The organism is Pseudomonas sp. BF-R-01, from assembly GCF_019946615.1.
Lineage (GTDB): Bacteria > Pseudomonadota > Gammaproteobacteria > Pseudomonadales > Pseudomonadaceae > Aquipseudomonas > Aquipseudomonas migulae.
Window position 1 is genome coordinate 46,413 of sequence record NZ_JAGYFX010000025.1, and the last position, 23,330, is coordinate 69,742.

The following is a 23,330-nucleotide window of genomic DNA, read 5'->3' on the forward strand; positions in this document are numbered from 1 at the left end:
GGGAGCTGACTGGCGGGCCTTGCCATAAAAAAGTCAAAAGAGTACAAATGTACTCCATGACGACTTTAACTCCCCGCCGTACTGCCATCCTGACGTTTATCCGTGATCGAATCGCGGAGCACGGTCAGTCCCCGAGCCTCGCTGAAATCAGCGAGGCCTTTGGTTTCGCCTCCCGCAGCGTGGCGCGCAAGCATGTGCTGGCGCTGACCGACGCCGGTTTTATCGAGGTCAATCCGCATCAGGCCCGAGGCATTCGTTTGCTCGGGCAACCGACGCGCCCCGAGCTGCTGGACATTCCGGTCCTCGGCCGGGTGGCGGCGGGGGCGCCGATCGGTGCCGATGCCGAGGTGCACAGCCGCTTGCTGCTCGACCCGTCGATCTTCTCCCGGGTGCCGGATTACATGCTGCGGGTCCAGGGTGATTCGATGATCGAGGACGGCATCCTCGATGGCGATCTGGTGGGCGTGCATCGCAATCCCGAAGCGCTCAATGGCCAGATCGTCGTGGCGCGGCTTGATGGCGAAGTCACCATCAAGCGTTTCGAGCGGGTCGGCGATGCGGTGCGCCTGTTGCCGCGCAACCCGGCCTATAAGCCGATCATCGTCGAGGCCGATCAGGACCTGGCCATCGAAGGGGTGTTCTGCGGTCTGGTGAGGCAAGGGTGATGGGCGCCGTCGTTGCGCTGGACACGCTGTTCAATGGCGGCCAGGTCTGGAAGGGTCGGCCTGCGCCACCAACGGTCAGCCCGCAACCCACCGGGCATGCGGCGCTGGATGCGGCGTTGCCCACTGGCGGCTGGCCGGAGGCGGCGCTGACCGAAATCCTCCTGGCCGGGCAGGGCGTCGGCGAGTTGCAACTGGTGTGGCCGGCGCTGGCGCGGTTGTCGGCGGCGGGTGAGCGCATCGTGCTGGTGGCGCCGCCGTACGTGCCGTATCCGCAAGCCTGGCAGAACGCCGGGGTTGATCTGCGCCAGTTATCGATCATCCAGGCCAGCGAGCGTGATGCGCTGTGGGCGGCGGAACAATGCCTGCGTTCGGGCAGTTGCGGCGCAGTGCTGTGCTGGCCGCACAAGGCGGATGACCGCGCCTTGCGGCGCTTGCAGGTGGCGGCGGAAACCGGCTCGACCCTGGCATTCGCCTACCGCTCGATCCATGAAGCGATCAACCCGTCACCGGCCGCGCTGCGCATCGCCATCGATGCCAGGCCTGCGCAATTGCGCGTGCTCAAGTGCCGGGGCGGGTTGGCCCGCTCGGCGCCGATTGCCTTCCCTGTGGGGCATTGAGGTTGCCATGCGCTGGGTGTGCATTCTCTTCCCGCAATTGGCGCTGGACGCGGTACTGCGTCAGCGCCCCGATCCCGATGAGCCGCTGGCGCTGCTGACCGGTCCGGCGCAGCGTCGGGTGTTGCAGGCGGTCAACGCTTCGGCGCGGGCGCTGGGCTTGCGCCCCGGCATGTCGATGACTGCCGCGCAGGCCTTGAGCAAAGACTTTGTCACGGCGGAATACGACGCCGCCGAGATCGAGCACTGGCAGCAGTTTCTCGCGGCCTGGGCCTACCGCTTCAGCTCCCAGGTCAGCGTGCATTACCCGCGTGCGGTGGTGTTTGAAATCGAGTCCAGCCTGGGATTGTTTGGCGACTGGCCGCAATTCGAAGCGCGCTTGCGCACCGAACTCGGCGAACTGGGCTTTCGTCATCGGATTGTTGCCGCGCCCAACCCGGTGGCGGCGCGGGTATTGGCCAATGCGTATGACGGTCTGGTGGTGCCGGACGCTCAAGCCTTGCAGCATCATCTGGGGCAATTGCCTGTCGACCGGATCGCTCTGGAGCCAGCGGTGGCCACGGCATTGTCGCGTATGGGGTTGCGCACCTTGAGCCAGGTGCAGGCGTTACCGCGACAGAGTCTGGCGCGGCGTTTCGAGGCCCAGGTGCTCAAGCACCTGGACGCGCTGTCTGGCGAACGACGGCTGGCGTTGGCGTTCTACCTGCCGCCGGACCGCTTCGATGTGCGCATCGAGCTCAATTTCGACGTGCAATCCCATCAGGCGCTGCTGTTTCCGTTACGCCGGCTGACCGGCGATCTGTCGGCGTTCCTGTGCGGTCGCGACAGCGGTGTGCAGCGTTTTGACCTGCATCTGGAACATGCCGGCTTGCCGGACAGCGTGATCAAGGTCGGCCTGCTCAGCGCCGAGCGCGATCCGGCGATGCTCTTCGAACTGGCCCGAGGGCGGCTGGAACAGGTTCAGGTCGAGGCGCCGGTGCGCGGGTTTCGTTTGCGCGCCGAAGACTTGCCGGCCTTCGTTCCGCAGTATCAGGAACTGTTCGATGATCGCCCGCAGCAGTCCTTGCCCTGGGAGCAACTGCGCGAACGCTTGCGCGCGCGGCTGGGGGATGACGCGGTGCAGGGCTTGCGGTTCCAGGCCGATCACCGGCCGGAGTGCGCGTGGCAGGCCAGTGCCGAGAGCCAGCGCTGCGCGGTGATGCCTGGCGTGCAGCGTCCGGGCTGGTTGCTGACGGAGCCGCAAGCGGTACACGAAGGTTCGACGCGCATCCTTATGGGCCCGGAGCGCATCGAGTCCGGTTGGTGGGACGGCGCCGACGTGCGCCGCGACTACTACCTGATCGAAACCCGTTCCGGCCAACAGGGCTGGGCCTATCGTACGGTCGGTGAGGACGGCCCGTTGTGGTTGCAGGGGTGGTTCGCATGAGCATTGATTATGCCGAGCTGCACTGCCTGTCGAACTTCAGTTTCCAGCGTGGCGCCTCCAGCGCCCTCGAACTTTTTCAGCGGGCGAAAAAGCTGGGCTATCAGGCGCTGGCGATCACCGACGAATGCACGCTGGCGGGCATTGTCCGCGCCTGGCAAGCGGCCAAATCCGTGGAGCTGCCACTGATCATCGGCAGCGAAGTACGCATCGAGAACGGTCCGAAACTGGTGCTGCTGGTGGAGAGCCTTGAGGGTTACCAAAACCTGTGCCGGCTGATTACCCGGGCGCGGCGTCGCTCGCAGAAAGGCCGGTATCAGGTGTTGCGGGAGGATTTCAGCGCGCCTTTGCCGGGGCTGTTGGCGTTGTGGGTGCCGGATGCGCCGGATGATTTTCAAACCGGTCACTGGCTGAAGCAAGCCTTCGCCGAACGCCTGTGGCTGGCGGTCCAGTTACATCGCGGCCAGGACGATACCGGGCGATTGAGTGCGCTGATGACGTTGGCAAGGGAGCTGCGAATCCCGGCAGTGGCCAGCGGCGATGTGCACATGCACACGCGTGGGCGGCGCGCCTTGCAGGACACCATGACCGCAATCCGTCATCACCTGCCGGTGGCCGAGGCCGGGTTGCGCCTGCACCCCAACGGCGAGCGGCACCTGCGCAGCCTCGACGTGTTGCAATCGATCTACCCGCAAGCATTGCTCGATGAAACCTTGACCATCGCCCGGCGTTGCACCTTTGACCTTGGCCAGTTGCGATATCAGTATCCCCGCGAACTGGTGCCCGAAGGCCAGACGGCCTCGTCCTGGTTGCGTCATTTGACCGAAGAGGGGATCACATGGCGCTGGCCAAAAGGCCCGCAAGCCAAGGTGCTCAAACAGATCGACAAGGAACTGGAGCTGATTGCCGAACTGGGCTACGAAAGTTACTTCCTGACGGTTCACGACATCGTCCGGTTTGCTCGTGAGCAAAAAATCCTCTGTCAGGGCCGTGGTTCAGCCGCCAACTCGGCGGTGTGTTATGCCTTGGGAATCACGGAAATCGATCCGGATCGCACCACGCTGTTGTTCGAGCGCTTTCTCTCCAAAGAGCGCAACGAGCCGCCGGACATCGACGTCGATTTTGAGCACGAGCGACGCGAAGAAGTCTTGCAGTACGTGTTCCAGCGTTATGGCCGGACCCGTGCGGCGTTGACGGCGGTGGTCAGCACCTACCACGCGGCCGGCGCGGTACGCGATGTGGCCAAGGCGTTGGGTTTGCCGCCGGACCAGATCAATGCCCTGGCCGATTGCTGCGGCCACTGGAGTGATGAAACACCACCGGTGGAGCGCCTGCATGAAGGCGGTTTCGATCCCGAGAGCCCGGTGTTGCGCCGGGTGCTGAGCCTGACCGGGCAACTGATCGGTTTTCCCCGGCACCTGTCCCAGCACCCGGGCGGTTTCGTCATTTCCGAGCAACCGCTGGACAGTCTGGTGCCGGTGGAAAACGCCGCCATGGCCGAGCGCACCATCATCCAGTGGGACAAGGACGATCTGGACGCGGTCGGTTTGCTCAAGGTCGATATTCTTGCGCTGGGCATGCTCAGCGCCATCCGCCGCTGCTTTGATCTGCTGCGACGGCACCGCAACCTTGATTTAAGCCTGGCGACGATCCCGTCCGAAGACCCGCAAACCTACGACATGATTGGTCATGCGGACACCATCGGCGTGTTCCAGATCGAGTCCCGGGCGCAGATGTCGATGCTGCCGAGGCTTAAACCCCGGAAGTTTTATGACCTGGTGATCGAAGTGGCGATCGTCAGGCCGGGGCCGATCCAGGGTGGCATGGTGCACCCGTACCTGCGGCGGCGAAACAAACAGGAGCCCGAGACTTACCCGTCTCCAGAGCTGGAAGCGGTACTCAAGCGCACGCTCGGCGTGCCGCTGTTCCAGGAGCAGGTGATGCAGATCGCCATCGTTGCTGCCGACTACAGCCCCGGTGAAGCCGATCAATTGCGCCGTTCCATGGCCGCCTGGAAACGCCATGGCGGACTGGAACCACACAAGGATCGCCTGGCCGCCGGAATGAAGAAAAACGGCTACACACCCGAATTCGCCGCGCAGATTTTCGAGCAGATCAAAGGCTTCGGCAGCTACGGATTTCCCGAGTCCCACGCCGCCAGTTTTGCCTTGCTGACCTATGCCAGTTGCTGGTTGAAATGCCACGAGCCGGCGGCCTTCGCCTGTGCGCTGATCAACAGCTGGCCCATGGGGTTCTACAGCCCGGACCAGATTCTGCAGGATGCGCGCCGGCATCATTTGCAGATCCGCCCGGTGGACGTGCGTGCCAGTGACTGGGATTGCAGCCTCGAACCCGTCATCGGTGCGCAGCCGGCAATTCGCATGGGGCTGCGGATGATCAAGGGTTTTCGTGAAGACGATGCGCGGCGTATCGAAGCCGCGAGGTCCAAGGGGGCGTTTATCGATATCGCCGACCTCGGCGAACGGGCGCGGCTCGATGCCCGTGCGCAGGAGCAATTGGCCGATGCCGGCGCGTTGCGTGGGCTGGCCGGTGATCGTCATCGAGCACGCTGGGAAGTGGCGGGGGTGCAGAAGCAATTGGGCTTGTTCGCCGGTTTGCCGAGCCAGGAAGAGGACGCGGTGGCATTGCCCAAACCCACGGTGGGCGAAGACCTGCTGGCGGATTACAACAGTCTCGGCACCACCCTCGGCCCGCATCCACTGGCCTTGTTGCGGGGTGAGTTGAAAGCCCGGCGCTGTCGCAGTTCGCGGGAGTTGCTGGACGTCGAGCATGGCCGCCCGGTCAGCGTCGCCGGGCTGGTGACCGGTCGGCAGCGTCCGGGCACGGCCAGTGGCGTGACTTTCGTCACCCTTGAAGACGAGTTCGGCAACGTCAACGTGGTGGTCTGGCGCGACCTGGCCGACCGGCAACGGCAGGTGTTGGTCGGCTCGCAGTTGCTCAAGGTCGACGGGCGCTGGGAGAAGGAAGGCGAGGTGCGGCATTTGATTGCCGGACGCTTGAGCGACCTGAGTCCGCTACTGGATGGCATCAACGTACGCAGCCGGGATTTCCACTGAAGGATCATGCCGTTAATTTTCTGAACAACACCGAACCTGTAGGAGCCGGCTTGCTGGCGAAGCGGTGGTGGCCATGATGACGCCATCGCCAGCAAGCCGGCTCCTACAGGTCGTGGTGATTCTCTGACTATTTAGCCTCTGGCCAAAACCGCTCGCCACCGCCCGGCGCATCCGTCCACGCTTGCAACGACCGGGTCGGCAAATCGAAATAATCCCGCGTGCGCGCATACCCATGCCCACCCATTCGCCCGATCGCATCAAGCCCCAGCTGATCGATGTACAGGGTTTTCGGGTCGATCAGTTCATCCCGCACATGCGCCATCAGCACTTCGCCGAAGATGATTTCCCGCGACTGCCCGATGGACAGCGCCATCATCCGTCGGCATTCCAGCGCCACGGGCGCCTCGCCGATCCGCGGGCATTTGACCGTGGTGCCGGGAATCGCAGTGAGTCCGGCGGCGGTCAGTTCGTCGAACCCGGGAGCGAAAGGCACGGCGCAGACATTCATCGCTTCCACCAGCGCATCACTGACGATGTTGACGGTGAATTCCTGATTGAGCTGGATATTGCGCGTGGTGTCCTTGGGGCTCTGGTCCCCATAGTTTTCCACGCCCAGTGCGAGGATCGGCGGGTCGGCGGACAGCGCATTGAAGAAGCTGAACGGCGCGGCGTTGATCCGTCCTTCGCCATCAACCGTGGTGACCAGCGCGATGGGCCGAGGCACTACGCTGCCGATCAGAATCTTGTATTTGTCCCGCGCACTGAGGGTGCTGAAGTCGAAGCTTTGCATGGGCAGAAATCTCTAAGGAAGGGGATCAATCGCGCTTAGCGGCGCTTGTGCGCTGTAGTCATCGGCGAACGGGATGGCCGGTTTGAACAGGCTTTTCCAGTCCGGTCGACCGAAGGCCCGGTCGCTGTGGCTGCGCATCAGTGTTTCGAATTGTCGTTGGGCCTGGCGTTGCAGGGCGGGGTAGTCGGCGCCTTGAACCTGCCTGTCCTGCATCACGCAGCGGCCGTCGATGTAGCTGGCGATGCAGTCATCACCGCGTCCGGCGAGCACCAGGTTTTTCAAGGGGTCGAATAGCGGCCCGAGGTGCAGACCGCGAAGGTTGAACACCGTGATGTCGGCCTTGGCTCCCGGTGCCAGACGACCGATGTCGTCACGCCCCAACGCCTTGGCGCCCCCGAGTGTGGCCGCGTTGTAAAAATCCAGGGCGCTGGTCAGCGAACCGCCGCCCTCCATCAAGCGAGCGATGTTCAACCCCTGACGCATGTTCTCCAGCAGGTCCGCCGGCCAGGTGTCGGTGCCCAGCGCAAAGTTGATGCCCTTGGCCCGATAGCGTCCGAACGAGTTCAGCGCTTCGCCGTCCCGGGCAAACACCACCGGGCAATGCACCAGGCTCGCGCCGCCATCCACCAGCCGTTGCAGGTCTGCATCACCTTGGGTGTAAATGCCGTGGGGCAGCAGGCTGCGAGGGGTCAGCAGGTTCAACTGCTCCAGCCAGGCCAGCGGCGAAACACCCCGCAACTGCTCGACCATCGCCACTTCGCCGAGACCCTGACAGCAATGCAAGCGCATCGGCGCATTCAGCTCGCGGCTCAGCGCGGCGGTGCGTTGCAACAGCGCCGGGGTGCAGGTCTGGATGCGATCCGGCAGCAGCGCGCCGCGAATCAAACCGTCATGTGAACCGTCGAAATCCTGGAAAAAACGGGCCGCAGCGTCGAGCCCGGCCAAGCCCCGTGCTTCATCCCAGTGATGCCCGAGGCTGCCATCGGCGCGCCAATAACTCATGCCACTCATGTAGCAGGGCCCGAGGTAAGTCCGCAGTCCCAGCTCGGCCGCCACGCCGGCCACCGCAGCAAATTCGTCGTAGGTTTCGGCCCACTCGCGGTAATACATCGAGGTGATCGGCATGGCGGTGGTGATGCCGTTGCGGATCAGTTGCGTGAAGGCGTAGCGGTATTTGAAGACTTCTTCGTCCGCGCTGTAACTCTCCCGCGCACCGGCTGCCAGATAGTCCTCGGACCACATCCGCCCCATGTCGCGCTCATCGCCGTTGTCCAGCGTCAGCACCGTGGAATCGAGGTCGCCGAGTGCATCCAGATCGATGAAGCCGGGACCGATCAACGCGTTGCCGTAATCGATCCACTGATCCACCGGCCCCGAATAACCGCGCCCGACAAACACAATGCGCGAGCCCTCGAACACCACTTCGCCGTCGCGCCACAGCACATGCTGCGTGCCGTCGAAGCCGACCACGCAGCTGCTTTTCAGGCCGATGCGCTTCACAACCGGCTTTCCAGCAGTCGACCACCTGCGGCAATCAGCTCGCCGCGCCGATAGACCTGTCGCAGCGGCCGCGACACCACGGCTTCACCCAGCGTCTGCACCGGCATCAACAGGAAGTCCGCCGGTTGACCGAGCTCCACGCCATAATCCTCGCAGCCCAACGCCAGCGCACCATTCACCGTCGCCGCTGCAAACGCCGCCGCCAGTTCCTCGTCCTTGTTCAAGTCGAAACGGAACGCCAGCAGCATCGCCCGTTCCAGCATGTCGCCGTTGCCCATGGGCGACCAGGCGTCGCGGATGCCGTCCGAGCCCAGGCACACGTTGACCCCGGCCTCGCGCAACGCCAGGAACGGCGGCACCGCACAATCGGCCGGTGCCGAACTCATCAACGAAATGCCCAACGCCGCCAAGCGTTCGGCCACGGGTTTGACCTGGCTCCAAGGCAACATCCCGAGGCAATAGGCGTGGCTGATCATCACTCGGCCATGGCGCCCGAAATGCTCGGTGTAATCGGCGATCAGCGCGATTTGCCACAGGCCCAGTTCACCTTTGTCGTGCAGGTGAATGTCGACGCCACGGTCGAATTCGCTGGCCAGTTTGAACACGAAGTCGAGTTGGGCGACGGGGTCGTTGTCGATGCCGCACGGGTCGAGGCCCCCGACGTTTTCCACGCCCAGGGCCATGGCCTCGCGCATCAGCTCGGCGGTGCCCGGGCGACTGATAAGGCCGGTTTGCGGGAATACCACCAGTTGCAGGTCGATCAGGTCGCGGTAGCGTTCGCGCAGTTGTTGCATGGCTTCGACATGACGCAGGCCGAAATCCGGGTCGATGTCGACGTGGCAACGCATGGTCAGCGAACCACGGGCGATGCAGTTTTCCAGCAGGGCGCCGGCACGTTCGGCGATGGGGCTCTGAACTTCACGCAGCACGCGGCGCTCGTTGGCGATGTAGTCCTTGAGCGTCGGCCCGGCGCTGTTCGGGCGCCAGGGTTGGCCCCAGAGGGTTTTGTCGAGGTGGACGAGGCTTTCCACCAGGGCCGGGGTGAGGAGCTGGTTCTGGCCGTCAATGTCGGTGGCGGTCAGCGGCGCGGACGATGCCGGGCGGCGTTGTTTGAACAGGCCGTTTTCGATCAGCAGGTCTTCAGCGGTGGAACCGTAGGGCCGCACGTTGCGTAGCCAGCGGGGGTGATTCATTTCAAACCTCAAGCTTTGTGGTGTATTGGAGGGCCTCATCGCTGGCAAGCCAGCTCCTACAGGGGGCGCGGCGAACGCAAAATCCTTGTAGGAGCCAGCTTGCTGGCGATGGCCGCGACGCGGTCTCGGATCAGCCCTTGAGCTTCGACCAGATCCGGTCCTGCAGCTCCCGCGCCTTGTTGCTGCACTCTTTCTCAGGGCGCAGGCGCGAGGCGAACTCGTCGGGCATGTTGATCGCGTCCATCACCCGCCATTTGGCGTCGATCAATTTGTCGCTTTGAATGCCGTTGGCATAGGCGATCGCATTGGACACGGCGGCGGCGTTTTCCGGTTTCATCATCCAGTCGATGAAGATCTTCGCGTTGCCGGGGTGCGGGGCGCTTTTCGGTACGGCGAAGTTGTCCTGGAACATCGCCAGGCCTTCACGCGGATACACGTACTTGATGCTGCTCTTCTGCAACGTGGCCCGGGCGGTGGAGCCGTTCCAGTTCTGCATCATGATCACTTCACCGGAGGCCATGCGGTCGACGGTGTTATCCGAGCTGTACATCTTCAGGAACGGTTTCTGCTTTTGCAGCAGTTCCAGAATGCGCTTGGCGTCCTGCGGGTTTTCGCTGCATTCGTCGACGTTGAGATAGTGGCTGGCGGCGTTGATCACGCTGCTGGAGGTGTCGAGCGCGGCGAGCTGGCCTTGCAGTTCCTTGCGTGGCTCGAAGAATTCCTTCCACGAATCGTCCAGTTTGCCGCCCGGCACGCGTGCGCTGTCATAGGAAAACCCGGTGGTGCCCCACAGGTACGGCGCCGAGAACTTGCGACCGGGGTCGAAGCTCGGGTCGCGGAACGCCGGTTTGACGTGCTGGAAATTGGGCAGGGTCGATGCGTCGATTTCCAGCAGCAGGTTCTGATTGATCAGCGTGCGCATGATCGACTGCGACGGCACGATCACGTCATACGCCGCACCACCGGCCTGCAATTTGGCGAGCAGGGTTTCGTTGCTGTCGTAACCGTCCATGGTGACCTTGATGCCGGTCTCCTTTTCGAATTTGGCCAGCAGGTCCACCGGGTAGTAATCGGTCCAGTTGTAGAAAAACAGCTCCTTGGGCTCGGCGGCCTGTGCGCCGAACGCGGTGAAGCAACTCAGGGCCAGACCGGTGACGGCGAAACACAGTTTTTTCATTTTCATGTTTTTGTGCGCTCCAGGATTTATTGGTTTTTGCCGCGCTGTCCCAGCCAGAAGGCCAGCACCACCAGCACGATGGAAATCACCAGCATCAGGGTCGAGATCGCGTTGATCTCCGGCGTCACGCCGGCCTTGATCGCCGAGAAGATGTACACCGGCAAGGTCGTCGAACCCGGCCCGGCGACAAAGAACGTCATGATGAAATCGTCGAGGCTGACCACGAACGCCAGCACCGAACCGGACAAAACCGCCGGCCACAACAGCGGTAACGTCACCCGGCGAAACACCTGCCACGGGTTGGCGTACAAATCGTTCGCCGCCTCCAGCAGGCTTTTGTCGAGATCATTGAGCCGCGCGCGAATCGGCAGGTACGCGAAGGGAATGCAGAAGCCGACGTGCGCGACAATCACCGTCAGCAAACCGAGCTTGATCCCCAGCGCCATGAACAGCAGCAGGGTGGCCACCGCCGTGACGATCTCCGGCAGGATCAGCGGCAGGTTGATCCCGCCCTCGACCATTTTCTGTCCGTAGAACGGCCGGTAAGTCGCCAGCGCCGCGAGCAGCGCAATGGCCGTGGCGCAGACCGTGGCGATGCTGGCGACGATGATCGAGTTCAGCGCTGCGGTCTGGATCGACGGGTTGGCCAGAATCCGCCCGTACCAGGCGAACGAAAACTCGGTCCACACCGTCGCCGAGCGGTTGGCGTTGAAGCTGTAGGCGATCAGCACGAAGATCGGTACGTACAGGTACGCGAGGATCAGCAGGCTGACTTCGCGGGTCAGCGGCAGTTTTTTCAGGTGCAGGGCGATCATGCGGTGGCTCCCCGACGTAGAGTTTTGGCGGCGCTGCGGCTATAGAGGGCGTAACCCACCAGCGACAGCAGCAGAATCCCCAGCAACAGGAACGACAGCGAACTGCCCAGCGGCCAGTTGCGCGCGGTGCCGAACTGTTGCTGGATCAGGTTGCCGATCATCAGCGTCTTGCCGCCGCCGAGAATCGCCGGGGTGATGAAGGCGCCGAGGCTCGGCACGAACACCAGCAGCGCGCCGGCAATCACGCCGGGCATCGACAGCGGCAGGATGATTCGCTTCAGCGCGTGCCAGCGGTTGGCGCCCAGGTCGTAGGCCGCTTCCACCAGGCGCCAGTCGAGTTTTTCCAGGGTCGAATAGATCGGCAAAATCATGAACGGCAGGAAGCTATAAACCAGCCCGACGCTGACGGCGAAGTCGTTGTAGAGCAGGGTGATGCCGCCCGCCTGCGGGAACAGCGTGTTGAGGCTCTGCGCGACCCAACCGTGTTCGCGCAGGATGATCAGCCACGCGTAGTTGCGGATCAGCAGGTTGGTCCAGAACGGAATGGTGATCAGCAAGACCATGAGGTTGCGCCGGCGCGGGGTCAGGCTCGACATCCACAACGCCACCGGGAAACCGAACAGGAAACACAACAACGTCGTGCCGCCGGCCCGGAACACCGAGCGCAACAAGGCTTGGGCGTAGACCCAGTTCAGCTCCAGTTCACCGTCGAATCCTTCCTGGAAAAACAGCTGCACGTAGCTTTGCAATTGCCAGTTGGCTTGCCAGTCGACGCCGCCGTAGACGTTGCGCGGCAACAGGCTGATGTAGCCCATGATGCCCAGCGGAATCGCGATCAGTGCCAGCAAAGTCAGAACCACCGGGCTGAGCAACAGCGCACGGTTGAGAGCGGGGGAAGTGCTGCTGACGCTCATCTCAGGCCTCCATCAACAGGCAGGCGTGGGGCGGCAGATTGACCGCGACACGATCACCGACCACCCGGCCACGGTTCAGGCCTTCGTTGTTCTCGCGCAACATGACCTTGATGTCGTTGTTCAAGCGGCACTGATAAAGCGTCGCGGTGCCGACATACAACACCGCTTCGATCACACCGCGCAGGTGATGAGGCTGCCCGACGTCGACCAGTTGCGAGCGCTCCGGGCGGAACGCCAGTTGCACGTTGTTGCCGTCGAAACCCTGGGCCGGGCAGGGGATCTCCACCGGCATGCCGCTGGGCACGAAGAGTTTTTCGTTCTGCTGGCCGCGTTTGAGATGACCGGGCAGGAAATTGATGTCGCCGATGAACTGGGCGACGAACTGATGTTGCGGCCGTTCGTAAATATCGTTGGGTGTGCCGATCTGCAGGATCTTGCCGGCGGACATCACGGCAATGCGGTCAGACAGGGTCAGGGCTTCTTCCTGATCGTGGGTGACGAAAATGAAGGTGATCCCGGCTTCCTTCTGCACGCGCTTGAGTTCGACCTGCATCTCTTTACGCAGCTTGAGGTCGAGCGCCGACAGGGGTTCGTCGAGCAGCAACACTTTCGGTTTTGGCGCCAGGGCGCGCGCCAGAGCCACGCGTTGTTGCTGGCCACCGGACAACTCGGCGGGTTTGCGTCTGGCCAGGTGTTGCATTTGCACCAGCGCCAGCATCTCATCGACACGCCGAGGAATAACCTTGTGATCAAGGCCCTGCATCTCGAGCCCGAAGGCGATATTCTGCGCGACGCTCATGTGCGGAAACAGCGCATAGCTCTGGAAGACGGTATTGACCCGGCGCTTGAACGGCGGCAGGTCGTTGACCGGTTCGCCGGCGAGACGGATCTCGCCATCGCTGACGTGTTCGAAACCGGCGATGGTGCGCAGCAGGGTGGTCTTGCCACAGCCGGAAGGGCCGAGCAGGGTGAAGAATTCGTTGTCGGCAATGTCGACTGACACGTTGTCGAGGGCTGGAGCCAGCCCCGGATCGTCGGAATACCGCTTGGAGACGTTACGCACTTCGATAGCTATTGGTTGACCCATAATGGTGCAATCCTCTAATTATTGTATGCAATATATGGATGCAATCTACAAATAACCGGATTAATCTGCTCGTGCAACCCCCTTTTTCAAAGGCTGCTCATCGCCTGGGGCCGGTTGTTTAGCGCTAAAGGAGTGTTGAAATGACCGAGAAGAAACTCGAGACCACGGTCGACCGCGTCTACCAAGGGGTTTACGAGGCGATCAGCAAGCGTTCGCTGCGTCCTGGCATGAAGCTTGGGGAGACTTCGCTGGCCGAACTTTTTAATGTCAGCCGAACGTCGGTTCGTGCCGCGCTCAAGCAATTGGAGGCGGATGGATTGGTGACGACCGAGCCCAATAAGGGTGCATCGGTGTCGTTGCCCAGCGATGAAGAGATCCGTTCGCTGTTTGAAACGCGACGCCTGATCGAGATCGGCATCGTCACCGAGCTCTGCCGGCGTCGTGACACCGCCGTGACCCGGGACCTGCGCGATCACCTGTTGCTCGAGGATGAAGCGCACCGCAACGGCGACCATGAACGGCTGATCCATCTGCTCGGCGAGTTCCACATCAAACTCGCGCAAAGCCTGAACAACCCGGTGTTGCTGGACTGGTTCCGCAAACTGATCTCCCGCGCCTCGCTGTACGCCGCCGCGCTGGACGACGACAGCCACGAAGCCTGCCGCGACGATGAGCACCTGCGCCTGATCGAGTACATCGAGGCCGGCAACCAGAGCGCCGCCATCGAACTGACCTGCATCCATTTGAACGGCATCGAGAAGGCGATCCTGGACGTCGCCGCCACGTTGAAAACGGGGTATCACCCGCTCAAACACCTGATCGAGGTGTAGCCACAAAACCTGAAACCGGAATTGCCACCTGTGGGAGCGAGCCTGCTCGCGATAGCGGTGCAACAGTCGATGAAGATGTCGAGTGTCACGCCCTCATCGCGAGCAGGCTCGCTCCCACAGGGATCTGTGGTGGGCAAAGATTGCCGTCAGAATCAGCTAACCTCTATGAAACCATTGGCATCCGCAGTGCTCGAAACAAACGGGCGCCAATCACAGGACACAGAGCCAGTCGATGCAGTTTCTAGACGATAGCCACGGGTGTGCTGGATGGAACGGTGAAATGGCCGGACGCATCCGTGCGTTCGACTGGCGTCGCACTGAACTGGGAAGCCTGGAGACCTGGCCCGCCAGCCTGTGCAGCGCGGTGCAATTGCTGCTCGCGTCGCCGCTGCCGATGGTGATGCTCTGGGGCCGCCCCGGCTACATGATCTATAACGATGCGTACTCGTCGTTCGCCGGTGGCCGACATCCTTATCTGTTGGGCTCCCCGGTGGAGCTGGGCTGGCCGGAAGTCGCCGAATTCAATCGTCACGTGGTCGACACTTGCCTGGCGGGTGGCACGTTGTCCTATCGCAACAAAGAGCTGGTGCTGTTGCGCGACGGCGTCCCCGAAAACGTCTGGCTGGACCTCTATTACAGCCCGGTGGCGAATGACGAAGGGACGCCGGCCGGGGTCATGGCGATGGTGGTCGAAACCACGGAGCATGTGATCTCCGAACGCCGGCGCCAGGAGGCCGAAGACGCCTACCACGCTGACAATGAACGGGTGCGCCTGGCGTTGAATGCCGGTGCCTTGCTCGGCTCGTTCGTCTGGGACATCAAAGGCAATCGGCTTTCCGGCGATGAACGCTTTGCCCGGACCTTTTCCTTCCCGGCCGAGCATGACCTGGGCAACCTGCCAACGGAATTCGCCGAAGCGCGGATTCATCCCGACGACCGCAGTTGGGTCAATGAGCAAGTCAATCAATCCATCACCACCGGTGAGCCTTTCAACGCCGAATATCGGGTCCTGCGTCCCGACGGCAGTTACCTGTGGGTGCAGGCCAGCGGTTGCTGCGAATTCGATGAACAGGGTGAGCCGTTCCGCTTTCCCGGCGTGTTGATCGACATCCACGAACGCAAGACCGCCGAAGAGTCCCTGCTCAAATTCACCCGAAACCTGGAGCAGCGCGTCGCCGACGAAGTCGAAGCGCGGCTGGCGGCGGAAGAGCAACTGCGCCAGTCGCAGAAGCTCGAAGCCATTGGCGGTCTCACGGGGGGCGTGGCCCATGACTTCAATAACCTGCTGCAAGTGATCGCCGGCAACCTGCACCTGCTGGCGCGGCATGAACCGGACAATGCCAACGTGCAGCGTCGGGTCTCGGCGTCGATTGCGGCGGTGGAGCGGGGCGCGAAACTGTCTTCGCAATTGCTCGCCTTCGCCCGCCGTCAGCCGTTGTCGCCGGCGGTCTGCGACCCACGGCAGATCTTCGAAGGCCTGGGCGAGCTGCTGCAACGGGCGTTGGGCGAAACCATCCAGATCGATGTGCGATTGCCTCAAGCGTCCTGGTACATCAACGTTGATCGCAACCAACTGGAAAACGCCATTCTCAATCTCGCGATCAATGCCCGTGACGCGATGGCGGGCGAAGGCACCATTGAATTGAGCGCCGAGAACGTTACCCTCGACCGCAAGTTTTGCGCGGGCAAAGGTATTTCGCCTGGCGATTACGTGCGCGTTGCCGTGGCGGATACCGGCCTTGGTATGCCACCGCAAGTGCTCGCGCAAGCGTTTGAACCGTTTTTCACCACCAAGGCCGATGGTCAGGGTACGGGGTTGGGGTTGAGCATGGTGTTCGGTTTCGTCAAACAGAGTGACGGGCACATCGAGATGTCCAGCGTCGAAGGACAGGGCACTCGGGTGCAGCTGTATTTTCCGCGCAGCCTGCGCCCGTTGCTCAGTGAAACAGCGACCCATGACACGCAGCAACGCGGTGGGCATGAAACCATTTTGGTGGTCGAGGACAATGAAGCGGTGCGCGCTTCGGCGGTGGAATTATTGAGCGAGGAGGGCTATCAGGTTCTGACCGCCGCCAACGGTGATGCCGCCATGCAGATGTTGCTCGACGGCGTGGTGGTTCAGCTGATTTTTACCGACGTGGTCATGCCCGGCCTGATCAAAAGCTCGGACCTTGCCGCCTGGGCCAAAGTGCAAACGCCACCGGTGGCCGTACTGTTCACGTCCGGCCACACTCGTGACATTATTTCGCGCAATCACCAGCTCAGCCCCGACACTTTTTTGCTGAGCAAACCCTATGGTCCCGAGGCGCTGACCCGAATGGTCCGCACCGTCCTCAACGGCTGAATCCCGATCCCTTGTAGGAGCCGGCTTGCCGGCGATGGCGTCCTCCCAGCCGATAAAGATATCGCCTGATACACCGCTATCGCCGGCAAGCCGGCTCCTACAATTGGATTCGCGTAAATTCCTGGCAATCCTTCGAACCTTCTGATCAAGGCCACCTGATGACCTCCAAACGCACCTCCAATCCTCCTTCCGGCATGGTCAGGGTACGCGGGGCCCGTGAGCACAACCTCAAGAACATCGACGTCGATATCCCCCGTGATGCGCTGGTGGTGTTCACCGGCGTCTCCGGTTCCGGGAAGTCATCCCTGGCGTTTTCGACCCTGTACGCCGAAGCGCAACGCCGTTATTTCGAATCCGTGGCGCCGTATGCGCGGCGTCTGATCGACCAGGTCGGTGTGCCGGATGTCGACTCCATCGAAGGCCTGCCGCCAGCGGTCGCCTTGCAACAACAACGGGGCACGCCGAGCACGCGGTCTTCGGTGGGCAGCGTGACCACGTTGTCGAGCCTGATCCGCATGCTGTATTCGCGCGCCGGCAGCTATCCGCCGGGGCAACCGATGCTCTACGCCGAAGACTTTTCACCGAACACGCCCCAGGGCGCCTGCCCTGAATGTCATGGTTTGGGCCGGGTCTATGAAGTCACCGAAGCGCTGATGGTCCCGGACCCGAGCCTGACCATTCGCCAGCGCGCGGTCGCTTCCTGGCCCACGGCGTGGCAAGGACAGAACCTGCGGGACATCCTCGTGACCATGGGCTACGACGTCGATAAACCCTGGCGCGACCTGCCGAAAAAGCTCCGCGACTGGATTCTTTTCACCGAAGAAACCCCGACCGTTCCGGTGTATGCCGGGCTCACACCCGAAGAAACCAAAGTCGCGCTCAAGCGCAACATGGAGCCGAGTTACCAGGGCACCTTCACCGGTGCCCGGCGCTACATCCTGCACACGTTCACCCATTCGCAAAGTGCGCTGATGAAGAAGCGCGTCTCGCAATTCATGCTCGGCAGCCCTTGCCCGCTGTGCGACGGCAAGCGCCTGAAGCGCGAGGCGTTGTCGGTGACCTTTGCCGGTTATGACATCGGCGAGTTGGCGCAAATGCCGTTGCTGCAAGTGGCCGACGTATTGAAACCAGTGGCGGCGCACAGTTACCTCGACCAGGCCGATGAGGCCGGCGAGGTCTTGACCCACGAGCAGACCCGCGAAGCCCGTGAGCAGCGAGTGGCCCACGGCGCCAGTGGTCACGCCCATGCACCGGATGTGCGCCACACGCCGAACCTGTCGGTGGAAAAACGCCTGGCCGCGCAACGCATCGCCCAGGATTTGCTGGAGCGGGTCAGCACGTTGACGGACCTGGGGCTCGGTTACCTTGCACTGGAGCGCAGCACGCCGACGTTGTCGTCCGGCGAGTTGCAGCGCCTGCGTCTGGCGACGCAATTGGGGTCGCAGTTGTTCGGGGTGATTTACGTGCTGGACGAACCGTCGGCCGGTCTGCACCCGGCGGATGGCGAGGCGCTGTTCGAAGCCCTGCAACGTTTGAAAGCGGCGGGCAACACGCTGTTTGTGGTCGAGCATGATCTGGAAACCATGCGCCGCGCTGACTGGCTGATCGATGTCGGGCCGGCGGCGGGCGAGCATGGCGGCCGGATTCTGTACAGCGGTCCACCGCAGGGCCTGGCCGACGTAACGAACTCGCAGACCCGCGCCTACCTGTTCGCCGATCAGGTCAGGCTGCCGCGAGCCAGCCGCAAGCCGGCCGATTGGCTACGGCTGGAAGGCATCACTCGCAACAACCTGAATAACCTCAGTGTCGAGTTTCCGCTGGGCTGTTTCACTTCGGTGACCGGCGTCTCGGGTTCCGGTAAATCAAGCCTGGTCAGTCAGGCGTTGCTGGAACTGGTGGGCGCGCATCTCGGGCGCGCCGCCAGTGACAGCGAGGCAGAAGAGTTGAGCCTTGAGGACGATGCACCGCAAGTCAGTGGCGGTCAGGTCAGCGCAGGGCTGGAGTCGATCAAGCGGCTGGTGCAAGTCGATCAGAAACCCATCGGCCGCACGCCGCGCTCTAACCTGGCGACTTACACCGGGCTGTTCGACAACGTGCGCAAACTCTACGCCGCCACGCCCGAGGCGCAAGCCAAGGGCTACGATGCCGGTCAGTTCTCCTTCAACGTCGCCAAGGGTCGCTGCCCGACCTGCGAAGGCGAGGGTTTTGTCAGCGTCGAATTGCTGTTCATGCCCAGCGTCTACGCACCATGCCCGACTTGCCACGGCGCCCGTTACAACCCCGAGACGCTGGCGATTACCTGGCAAGGTTTGAGCATTGCGCAGGTATTGCAATTGACGGTGGATGAAGCGGTCGAAGTGTTTGCCGAGCAATCGGGTATTCGCCGCTCACTGGAAGTGCTCCGCGATATCGGCCTGGGTTACCTGCGGCTCGGCCAACCGGCGACCGAGTTGTCGGGCGGCGAAGCCCAGCGCATCAAACTGGCCACCGAACTGCAACGCAACCAGCGCGGGGCAACGCTTTACGTGCTTGACGAACCCACCACCGGGTTGCACCCGCGGGATGTCGATCGCTTGCTCGAACAGTTGAACACGCTGGTGACGGCGGGGCACACGGTGATCGTCGTCGAACATGAAATGCGCGTGGTAGCCCAAAGTGACTGGGTGATCGACATCGGGCCGGGGGCCGGGGATCAGGGCGGCAAGATTGTGGTGGCGGGCCCGCCGCAGAAAGTCGCCAGCAGCAAAAAAAGCCGGACCGCGCCGTTCCTCGCCAGAACCCTCAATACGTAGCGCCAGGACGACGAACGGACACCGCTGGTCTGATAGGCGGTCGACAGAACCCGCCAACGGAGGCCATTCTGATAGTTGGTGAACGCAATCGATCGCGTTTGCCGCCGATCAACAAACGGAGGTGTTCCATGCCGGTGCCACACGACCTTTATCAGGATTTGAAACTTTCAAAGGAAGATATCCAGCAAAAACGCACCAAGGATCCGTTACTGGATTCACTGATCAACAAGTATTCGCAGGCGGATGCCGAAGTGGTGAAGGCAGAGCAGGCCAAGTCCAGCGATGACTCAGTGAAGAAGCTCAAGGAGAAGCGCTTTCAGGTCAAGGAGAAGATCGTCCAACAGCTTCAGGTCCCGTCCTGACGTGTCGCTCCCGAAAGGAAACCGACAACGCAGAACCCCATAGCGAAATGGATCCCCGTTAACTTTTGAACGACACCGAACCTGTAGGAGCCAGCTTGCTGGCGATAGCGGTGTGTCATCCACCAATAGCGTTCGATGACACACCGCTATCGTCGGAGCGCCGCCCGCAGCAAGCCGGCTCCTACAGGTTAATTGGGTGCTTGGGGCAACGCGGTGGCGAGCGGCAATCGCACCATGTGCCTGGCCTTCAACGAGCCGAAATACAACCACTCCCCATATTCACGCACCGTGGTGATCGGTGAATAGTTGCCGCTGCTGCCATCCTGCAGATTGGCGATCACCTTTCCCTCCAGATCCAGGCCCAGGACAAACCCGCGTTTCTCTATGGGTTTGGGCAAGACCGTCATCGCCCGCACAATCATCTTGCGCACGAAGGGATGCGGCGCCGTGGCATCGAGCAGGGCGTTGCGCGGTGCATACAGAGCCACCCAGAAACGGTCCCGGCCATTGAACGCCAGGTTGTCCGGCAAGCCCGGCAAGTTGTCGATAAACAGATCGTGGGTGCCAGCCTTGGGGCCGCTCAGCCAGTAACGGCTGATGCGATAGGCGCCGGTCTCGTTCACCAGCACAAAGGCATCGTCCGGGCCCAGCGTCACGCCGTTGGCGAATTCCAGCTTATCCAGCAGGACCGTGGTTTTACCGGTCTGGAAGTCATAACGCAGCAAGCGACCGTCGCCGCCATGCTCGATGATCGCGTCGCCATCGCTGCCATAGCCGAAGCGGCTGGAAGCATCGCTGAAATAGGCGTAGTGCCCCGACTTGTCGATGACCACGTCATCAGTGAAGCCGAAGGGCACGCTGTTGGCCTCTGTGGTCAATGGAATCAAGCGACCCTGGGCGTCCAGCGACAGCAAGCCCTTGATCCCGTCGGCGATCACCAGCAAACCATTGGGGTGACGCGCCAGGCCCAGCGGTCGGCCGCCGGTATCGGCCAGCACCTTGGTGGCTTCGCCGTCGAGGCTGGTGCGGATCAGACGGCCGTCATGCAGGCCCGTAATGAGCGCATTGTTCTCCAGCAGCAACGCTTCCGGCCCGTCGATATCCGCCGCGCCGACACGCTCCACACCTTTGAGGCGTTGATTGTCGGCGTAGGGGCCGCTGGTGAGGGACGGTGCCGGCGGCGGAGTCCAGGCCACCGGTTGCACCTTGGTCGGCATCAGCAGCAGAAAGGCCGCGATGGCCACGATCACCAACAACACGACATGACGAAACTTGACGGTTCGACTCACGCGTTGGCTCCTGCGGTGGCCAGGTGTTTGTGCGTCATCTCGCGCAAGGCCTGCATCGATGCTGCCGATTCACGGTCAATGCGCCGCTTGAGCAACAGTCGATTGGCGATGCGCATTGCCAGGCCGCTGAACTGATAATCCAGGGTACGGACAAACCGCGTGCCATCGCCCTCGGCCGTGCATTCGTAAGTCACCACCAGCGACAGTCCGTTGTCACCATGAGCCCGCGCGATCCAGCGGCGACCGGGCAGGTACTCGTCGACCACCCAGCTCAGATGCCCCTCGCGCCCGCCGGCGCGGATGTCTTCCTCGAACCGCGCCCCGGCATGCAGCGAGCCGCCCGGACCATCGACCTTGAGCGACGACGGGTGCCATTCGGGCCAACGGGTCACGGTGCTGGCGTAGGCGAGCACGTCAATCGGGTTGCCGGCAATGTTGATCTGATGCTGCATGCTGGTCATGGGCGCTCTCGTCAGGTAGGTCGGCTCGGGCTCCCAATAGAGCGTGCCGAACAGGTAGTCCATCAGCGGAAAAACGATGTTGAAGTTGCGTTCCTGCATCAACTCGCGACGGTGATGCAGCTCATGCAGACGGCGCATCTGGCGGATCCACGGCAAGCGTGTGACCGGGTTCTCGGGCGGCAGGTGCTCGCAGGCATGAAACACTTCATAAGTCAGGTAACCAAGGACCAGGCAGCCACCGAACAGTCCGGCGACGTTGGCATCGAACTGCTCAAGCAGCCACCAGACGGGCAGGGTAATGACGAGCGTGTGCACCACGATCAGCCATGCCGGAAACAGGATTACCCGCCAGTCACGGGCGCTGTCGTAGGTCATGTGGCCGGGCGCAAAAAAGCTGTGATGGTCGCCGGCGTGACGAGCATAGAACATCCGCGCGAAGCTCTTTTTGTGATGTCCCAGGTGGCGATGCACCATGTACACGCCAAAGTTGAAGAACAATAACGTCAGCGGCACCGCCAGCCATTCCAGCGGTTGCACCTGGTGCACGGTGCTCCAGAACAACCCGATGGCCAGCAAACCGAACAGCAGCACAAAGGCACCGTGCAACCAGGGGTTGTAGAGGGGATTAATGTCAGCGCGATAGCGGTTGCGAAAAGCCTCGGTGGTCTGCCTCACTGCGGTCACCTGTGGTTATTGTTGTCCCAGCAGATTAGACGATCCCGCCGTGCAAGGCGGACCGAAGCTTGAGGACACAAACGCCATGATCCGGTGTAAAGCGGACTCAGGTCAGCGGGTTCCAGCGCTGCGACCAGTCTTCATCGGACTGGATGACTTGACGCAGCAGGTCGAAGGCCCGTTGCAGGGTCGCCGAGTCGCGGTCGCGGGAATAGACCAGATACGTCGGGTAGCTGAATTCCGGGGCCTTGGGCACCTGTTCCAGTACGCCGCTTTCCAGATAACTCTGCACCACGCGGGTACGGAAATAGCCACTGCCGCCGTTTTCAAGGATGTATTGCAAGCCCAGCGGGCCGAGGTTGAAGCTCAGGGCCGCCTTGGCTTTTTCCGGTAGGGCCGCATCGTGCTGGCGACGGAAATCCGGGCCCCAGTCGATGTAGACATAGGGATCGGGTTTACCGGGAAACCGCACGAGGACCAGTTTTTCCTCCAGCACCTGTTCGACTTGCAGGCGCGGCCAATACTCCGGTTGGTAGACCAGCGCCGCGTCCAACACCCCCAGTTCCAGTTGGCGCAGCAGGTTTTCGCCGTCGCGGATCTCCATGCGCAGCGCGTGGCTGGGAATCTTCTCCCGCAGCTCGCCGGCCCAGCTGAGCATCAGCGGGTTGCACAGGCTGACTTCGCCACCGATATGCAATACGTCGTGGTAACCCTCAGGCAACGGCAAGTCCCGTCGCGCGGCGTCCCAGGTTTCGACCAGTTGATTGGCGTACACCACAAATGCCTCGCCGTTCGGAGTCAGACGGGCGCCGGCGCGGTTGCGCACGAACAATGTGCTGCCCAGTTGGCTTTCGAGTTTCTGCACGCGTGCGGTGATCGCGGTCTGGGTGACGTGGAGTTTTTCAGCAGCCGCGGCGAGGCTGCCGTGGCGGACGATTTCCAGAAAGGTGCGGGCGAGGTCGATGTCCATGGGGCGGCCGGTGCGGGAGGTGTGGGCATTGTAAACGGATACTGTGGGGCTCTCATTTTTTGATGGTGTACATATCCGTTTTTTTGGTTACGGCCGCTATTGGTTTCGCTTTTACAGCGAGTCACTTGGAGAAGCGCCAAGTAACCAAGCGCTCTTGCCCCTTTCGTTCGGTGCCTCGCTAATGCTCGGCATGCCCTCGCTCCGGTCCTGCTCCGTGGGCCCGCCGCCATCGGCCATCCATGGCCGGGGGCGGCTAACCCGGCATCCATGCCGGGTTGCCCACTGCGCAGAACCTCCACTCGGCCTCTCGAGGGGGCGCTCAAATCAAAAGCGGAAGGCGAGCTAACGCTCG

General features: G+C 62.2%; 18 protein-coding genes. 8 read left to right on the plus strand and 10 right to left on the minus strand.

Annotation, left to right across the window (positions count from 1 at the left end; genetic code table 11):
- Window positions 1-47: 47 nt before the first annotated feature.
- The 4 genes from lexA to KGB27_RS12190 are packed head-to-tail and all read left to right on the plus strand — an operon-like array spanning window position 48 to window position 5,779.
- Window positions 48-665, plus strand: a complete 618-nt coding sequence (gene lexA / locus KGB27_RS12175; RefSeq protein ID WP_223554634.1) for a transcriptional repressor LexA — start codon at window positions 48-50, stop codon at window positions 663-665.
- Entirely contained in the window at window positions 665-1,282 is a 618-nt protein-coding gene (gene imuA / locus KGB27_RS12180; protein WP_008034486.1) for a translesion DNA synthesis-associated protein ImuA, read from the plus strand. Before lexA ends, imuA begins: the two co-directional genes overlap by 1 nt.
- Window positions 1,283-1,289: 7 nt before the next feature.
- A complete protein-coding gene (locus KGB27_RS12185) occupies window positions 1,290-2,705 on the plus strand; it encodes a Y-family DNA polymerase (protein WP_223554636.1) in 1,416 nt (471 codons plus the stop codon).
- A complete protein-coding gene (locus tag KGB27_RS12190; protein ID WP_223554637.1) occupies window positions 2,681-5,779 on the plus strand; it encodes an error-prone DNA polymerase in 3,099 nt (1,032 codons plus the stop codon). The genes KGB27_RS12185 and KGB27_RS12190 overlap by 25 nt, the downstream gene beginning before the upstream one ends.
- Window positions 5,780-5,906: 127 nt before the next feature.
- On the opposite strand, the gene KGB27_RS12195 is transcribed toward KGB27_RS12190, so the two are convergent.
- From KGB27_RS12195 to KGB27_RS12225, 7 genes are all read right to left on the minus strand, one after another.
- Window positions 5,907-6,569 carry a flavin reductase family protein gene (locus tag KGB27_RS12195; RefSeq protein ID WP_223452372.1) on the minus strand — a complete coding sequence of 221 codons (663 nt, stop codon included), beginning with the start codon at window positions 6,567-6,569 and terminating at the stop codon, window positions 5,907-5,909.
- Window positions 6,570-6,581: 12 nt separating this feature from the next.
- Window positions 6,582-8,069, minus strand: a complete 1,488-nt coding sequence (locus KGB27_RS12200; RefSeq protein WP_223554638.1) for an amidohydrolase family protein — start codon at window positions 8,067-8,069, stop codon at window positions 6,582-6,584.
- Window positions 8,066-9,262 carry an amidohydrolase family protein gene (locus KGB27_RS12205; RefSeq protein ID WP_223554639.1) on the minus strand — a complete coding sequence of 399 codons (1,197 nt, stop codon included), beginning with the start codon at window positions 9,260-9,262 and terminating at the stop codon, window positions 8,066-8,068. Before KGB27_RS12205 ends, KGB27_RS12200 begins: the two co-directional genes overlap by 4 nt.
- A gap of 130 nt (window positions 9,263-9,392) precedes the next feature.
- Window positions 9,393-10,445, minus strand: a complete 1,053-nt coding sequence (locus KGB27_RS12210; protein WP_223436354.1) for an extracellular solute-binding protein — start codon at window positions 10,443-10,445, stop codon at window positions 9,393-9,395.
- A gap of 20 nt (window positions 10,446-10,465) precedes the next feature.
- Window positions 10,466-11,254: an ABC transporter permease gene (locus tag KGB27_RS12215; protein WP_008031524.1), complete on the minus strand. Its 789-nt coding sequence runs from the start codon at window positions 11,252-11,254 to the stop codon at window positions 10,466-10,468.
- A complete protein-coding gene (locus KGB27_RS12220; RefSeq protein ID WP_223554641.1) occupies window positions 11,251-12,168 on the minus strand; it encodes an ABC transporter permease in 918 nt (305 codons plus the stop codon). Before KGB27_RS12220 ends, KGB27_RS12215 begins: the two co-directional genes overlap by 4 nt.
- Before the next feature lies 1 nt (window position 12,169).
- Entirely contained in the window at window positions 12,170-13,255 is a 1,086-nt protein-coding gene (locus KGB27_RS12225) for an ABC transporter ATP-binding protein (RefSeq protein ID WP_008031528.1), read from the minus strand.
- A gap of 140 nt (window positions 13,256-13,395) precedes the next feature.
- Here KGB27_RS12225 and KGB27_RS12230 point away from each other — a divergent pair, with 140 nt between their 5' ends.
- The 4 genes from KGB27_RS12230 to KGB27_RS12245 all read left to right on the plus strand — a co-directional run bounded on the left by KGB27_RS12230 (window position 13,396) and on the right by KGB27_RS12245 (window position 19,583).
- Window positions 13,396-14,085 (plus strand): GntR family transcriptional regulator, encoded by a 690-nt coding sequence (locus tag KGB27_RS12230; protein ID WP_008031530.1) that lies wholly within the window; start codon window positions 13,396-13,398, stop codon window positions 14,083-14,085.
- A 232-nt stretch (window positions 14,086-14,317) separates the two neighbouring features.
- Window positions 14,318-16,429 carry a PAS domain-containing sensor histidine kinase gene (locus tag KGB27_RS12235; RefSeq protein ID WP_223554643.1) on the plus strand — a complete coding sequence of 704 codons (2,112 nt, stop codon included), beginning with the start codon at window positions 14,318-14,320 and terminating at the stop codon, window positions 16,427-16,429.
- A gap of 158 nt (window positions 16,430-16,587) precedes the next feature.
- Window positions 16,588-19,221 (plus strand): excinuclease ABC subunit UvrA, encoded by a 2,634-nt coding sequence (locus tag KGB27_RS12240; RefSeq protein ID WP_223554645.1) that lies wholly within the window; start codon window positions 16,588-16,590, stop codon window positions 19,219-19,221.
- 128 nt (window positions 19,222-19,349) lie between these two features.
- Window positions 19,350-19,583 carry a hypothetical protein gene (locus KGB27_RS12245; protein WP_008031536.1) on the plus strand — a complete coding sequence of 78 codons (234 nt, stop codon included), beginning with the start codon at window positions 19,350-19,352 and terminating at the stop codon, window positions 19,581-19,583.
- Between the two features lie 188 nt (window positions 19,584-19,771).
- Here KGB27_RS12245 and KGB27_RS12250 read toward each other — a convergent pair whose 3' ends face one another.
- The 3 genes from KGB27_RS12250 to KGB27_RS12260 form a co-directional block, all read right to left on the minus strand.
- Window positions 19,772-20,872, minus strand: coding sequence for an SMP-30/gluconolactonase/LRE family protein (locus KGB27_RS12250; protein WP_207286599.1), 1,101 nt, complete (start codon window positions 20,870-20,872; stop codon window positions 19,772-19,774).
- On the minus strand, window positions 20,869-22,008 hold the full coding sequence (locus KGB27_RS12255; RefSeq protein WP_223554647.1) for a sterol desaturase/SRPBCC family protein: 1,140 nt from the start codon (window positions 22,006-22,008) through the stop codon (window positions 20,869-20,871). Before KGB27_RS12255 ends, KGB27_RS12250 begins: the two co-directional genes overlap by 4 nt.
- Window positions 22,009-22,114: 106 nt before the next feature.
- Window positions 22,115-22,978, minus strand: coding sequence for a LysR family transcriptional regulator (locus KGB27_RS12260; RefSeq protein WP_008031541.1), 864 nt, complete (start codon window positions 22,976-22,978; stop codon window positions 22,115-22,117).
- Window positions 22,979-23,330 lie beyond the last annotated feature (352 nt).

Coding starts and splice junctions, on each gene's coding strand:
- KGB27_RS12185 (WP_223554636.1), top strand. CDS start 1,290: ATGCGCTGGGTGTGCATTCTCTTCCCGCAATTGGCGCTGGACGCGGTA.
- lexA (WP_223554634.1), top strand. CDS start 48: ATGTACTCCATGACGACTTTAACTCCCCGCCGTACTGCCATCCTGACG.
- KGB27_RS12215 (WP_008031524.1), bottom strand. CDS start 11,254: ATGATCGCCCTGCACCTGAAAAAACTGCCGCTGACCCGCGAAGTCAGC.
- KGB27_RS12230 (WP_008031530.1), top strand. CDS start 13,396: ATGACCGAGAAGAAACTCGAGACCACGGTCGACCGCGTCTACCAAGGG.
- KGB27_RS12240 (WP_223554645.1), top strand. CDS start 16,588: ATGACCTCCAAACGCACCTCCAATCCTCCTTCCGGCATGGTCAGGGTA.
- KGB27_RS12195 (WP_223452372.1), bottom strand. CDS start 6,569: ATGCAAAGCTTCGACTTCAGCACCCTCAGTGCGCGGGACAAATACAAG.
- KGB27_RS12245 (WP_008031536.1), top strand. CDS start 19,350: ATGCCGGTGCCACACGACCTTTATCAGGATTTGAAACTTTCAAAGGAA.
- imuA (WP_008034486.1), top strand. CDS start 665: ATGGGCGCCGTCGTTGCGCTGGACACGCTGTTCAATGGCGGCCAGGTC.
- KGB27_RS12210 (WP_223436354.1), bottom strand. CDS start 10,445: ATGAAAATGAAAAAACTGTGTTTCGCCGTCACCGGTCTGGCCCTGAGT.
- KGB27_RS12235 (WP_223554643.1), top strand. CDS start 14,318: ATGCAGTTTCTAGACGATAGCCACGGGTGTGCTGGATGGAACGGTGAA.
- KGB27_RS12205 (WP_223554639.1), bottom strand. CDS start 9,262: ATGAATCACCCCCGCTGGCTACGCAACGTGCGGCCCTACGGTTCCACC.
- KGB27_RS12220 (WP_223554641.1), bottom strand. CDS start 12,168: ATGAGCGTCAGCAGCACTTCCCCCGCTCTCAACCGTGCGCTGTTGCTC.
- KGB27_RS12225 (WP_008031528.1), bottom strand. CDS start 13,255: ATGGGTCAACCAATAGCTATCGAAGTGCGTAACGTCTCCAAGCGGTAT.
- KGB27_RS12260 (WP_008031541.1), bottom strand. CDS start 22,978: ATGGACATCGACCTCGCCCGCACCTTTCTGGAAATCGTCCGCCACGGC.